Raw genomic sequence first — 2,850 nt, forward strand, 5'->3', positions numbered from 1 at the left:
CACTCGTTTTGATTTTCATTACCTTATCCTTTCGAAATAGTGAGTTATCCCAAATTTATAAGCCACCTTAAATAAATAACTTGATAGTTTGTTTAATTGATAAAAAGGCAACGTGAGAAGAATCACCATGGAGAGAGGTGTTAAAATAAAAGTCGCTATTGATATTCGAATAAATGAATTCTTTGCTCCTTTTTTGGCTTTTTTCATCTCAAAAGTCCTTATAGTGGGGTTAAAATTCAATATCTTCTTGATATTCAGCTGACTTGATTCTGGTGAGGTCAGCCGGATCTAACCCTCCGTGCGCGTTTGTAAAATAATACGATTTTTCAGCACCGGGAGCGTGACGTGATTTGGTACAGATAATCTCAGTAATTCCTTTCAATTCCGTATTGGGGTTATATTTTTCATCGCGGTGAACCATGAAAATAACATCAGCCACTTGCTCTATCACACCTGACTCACGCAGATCGGAGTTCATCGGGCGTTTATTGCCTCGCTGTTCCAGATTGCGGTTTAATTGAGCCAATGCAATAACAGGGCATTTAAGCTCTTTAGCCAGATTTTTTAATCCCGTAGCTATCTCACCGACAGACTGATTCATGTTATCGGGGTTCGACATTTTCATGATTTGCAGATAGTCAACAATAATCACCTTAAGACCGCCAGTCTGCTTGTGCATTCTCCGTGCTTCTGCGCGAATTTCGTTAATACTCTGAGATGTTTTATCGTTGATATATATCGGTGATTTTTGGATATCATCCAGTGCATGAGCCAGTTTTCCCCATGCCACATCCATCATTTCCTTTGTACAGTTTTCCCCCAATAAATCCTCTTTTCGGACACGTGCATGATGAAATGCAATCCTCTCGGAGATCTGGTTTTTTGGCATTTCCATACTGAAAAACATCACCGGTTTTTTATTTTTTAATGCAACTGATTTTGTGATTGCAGTGCTGATCATAGTTTTACCCATACCCGGACGTCCGCCAACCACAATAAAATCTGTGTTATTAAACCCACCAAATGCCTTATCGATATCAGGCATACCCAGTTCTGTTTTGTGTTTCCAGATTTCGCCATTGATCATCGATTCAAGAATTTCTATCGACTCTTCAACACCCACCATGATATGAGCGGTTCCACCGTCATTAACGCTATTGATATTGGATATCTGATTTTCAATATCCCCAGCAATATCCTGAACAGCGTTAACACCGCTCTCAGTGATCCGGGCAATACCGGTATGCAACACAGACAGCATGTTGCGAGTCAGGGATAATCGCTTGAGTTTATCAACGTAACTGGGTAACAAGTGGACGCTGGGAACATGCTTAGCACATTCAGCAATGTAGCTAAAACCACCGCAATGATTGGAATCACCCGTTTGCTCAAGCTCGCTGTTCAGCAATACCAAATCAAATTTACTGCCCGTTGCACTGAGTTTCTTCAACCCTCTCAGGATCAGCCTGTGAGTCACGGAGCTGAAATCTTTTTCCGTTAGTGACTCAACCGCATCAAGAGCAAAATCAGCAAACTCATTACCAGCCACCAAAATCCCACCAATGACTGCCCGCTCTGTATAAATATCAGAAAATTTATCCATGTTAACCCCCGTTGCGTCGTGCGATGTGTTCCCGTTTTGCCTGCTCGTAGACCTGTGACCAGTTCTCCGGTTTGAGTATCCAGTCCAGTGTTAACCACGGTTTGTCTTCCAGTTGGCCGAACAGCGATGACTGACTGATCAGGTCGAAGCAGGTCGCCATATGCTGAACCTCCCGCCATTTCCCTTTGTTGGTTTTGCCGTTCCATACCGATTCCAGATTTCGATAAGCTGGTCTGCGCTGCGTCCATTCCTGAATCTCAACACTACGGGCAGAAATTTTGCTGTTCCAGAGGGTTATCAGTTCCGAATGAGGGCAGTCAACAGGGTTACGGTCTATTTTCTCTTTCCACTTGATAGCGTCAGACAAATAACCGTCGAAGCGACTCATGCGGCATAGGTTTTCAGGTTTCAACTTCTCGCCATATTTCCATTGGGTGACCGCCCACTCGATTACCAGTTTGATTTCATCAGCCGTGTAGCATTGACCCTTGCTCTTCACAGTGGATAACGCTTTCAGGAATGGATCTGTTGATTGAAATCGGGAACGGGTGAGTTGGTTAAAATAATCCAGTATTTCGAGAGCGAGATTTTCTTCCCCCGTGGGGGTAAGGGGGATCTTTTCTTTTTTCTTTAAAGTATTTCTTTTGTGTGTCTCTAGATTGGGGACATCATCTGTCTCTAACTTAGAGACATTTTTTGTCTTCAAATTAGAGACACTGTCTCTAGATTGATTAACCCACTCTGTTGTGGCTTTGTTTACGCCTATTTTGTTACCATCAGGAATCAAAAAACGCATTGAAATTAATTCGTTTTTTGCTTTGTTCACATTCTGTCTGGATAAGCCTGTGATTGCTGCTACTTGAGAATCAGCAATACGATCAGATTTTTTACCGAAGCCGTATGTCTTTCTGATAATTGCCAGCATGACTTTTAACTGTCTGGCTGTAAGATCTGAACTCGCTATAGACTCCAGTAATTCATTGGCTATCCGTGTGTATCCGTCTTCAACATCAGCCACTTTCCTCTCCGCAACCTCAGGGCGAGGTCGATAATCAGCCATTCTTGCAACGTTACCCATGGCGTTTCCCTTCTGTCAGTTCCTCGCTATGTTCCAGGCGCAACTTCGCATCTTCCAGAGCCTCCCGCATCCGTTTTATTCCCTGCTCAGTAACAGAACGAGCAACCTGATCACGCCGGTTATTTTTATGCACAGCACTGTGATTAAATTTATTTTTCATGTATAATTA

Annotated in this window: 3 protein-coding genes; all 3 read right to left on the bottom strand. The window is 42.8% G+C overall.

The genetic code is table 11. The annotated features are described in order from the left end of the window. Window positions 1-229: 229 nt before the first annotated feature. Genes ABLA76_RS17805 through ABLA76_RS17815 form a run of 3 tightly spaced genes read right to left on the bottom strand, consistent with a single transcriptional unit; the run spans window position 230 to window position 2,841 of the window. A complete protein-coding gene (locus ABLA76_RS17805; protein WP_348988928.1) occupies window positions 230-1,603 on the bottom strand; it encodes a replicative DNA helicase in 1,374 nt (457 codons plus the stop codon). Window position 1,604: 1 nt separating this feature from the next. Beyond that, window positions 1,605-2,681 carry a replication protein gene (locus ABLA76_RS17810; protein WP_348988929.1) on the bottom strand — a complete coding sequence of 359 codons (1,077 nt, stop codon included), beginning with the start codon at window positions 2,679-2,681 and terminating at the stop codon, window positions 1,605-1,607. Further along, window positions 2,674-2,841: a hypothetical protein gene (locus tag ABLA76_RS17815; protein ID WP_348988930.1), complete on the bottom strand. Its 168-nt coding sequence runs from the start codon at window positions 2,839-2,841 to the stop codon at window positions 2,674-2,676. The genes ABLA76_RS17810 and ABLA76_RS17815 overlap by 8 nt, the downstream gene beginning before the upstream one ends. Window positions 2,842-2,850: the final 9 nt, after the last annotated feature.

This window comes from Xenorhabdus sp. SGI240, assembly GCF_040081915.1.
Taxonomy (GTDB): domain Bacteria; phylum Pseudomonadota; class Gammaproteobacteria; order Enterobacterales; family Enterobacteriaceae; genus Xenorhabdus; species Xenorhabdus bakwenae.

Bases quoted from the DNA above. Each gene is read 5' to 3' on its own strand.
- ABLA76_RS17805 (WP_348988928.1), bottom strand. From the start codon at position 1,603: ATGGATAAATTTTCTGATATTTATACAGAGCGGGCAGTCATTGGTGGG.
- ABLA76_RS17810 (WP_348988929.1), bottom strand. From the start codon at position 2,681: ATGGGTAACGTTGCAAGAATGGCTGATTATCGACCTCGCCCTGAGGTT.
- ABLA76_RS17815 (WP_348988930.1), bottom strand. From the start codon at position 2,841: ATGAAAAATAAATTTAATCACAGTGCTGTGCATAAAAATAACCGGCGT.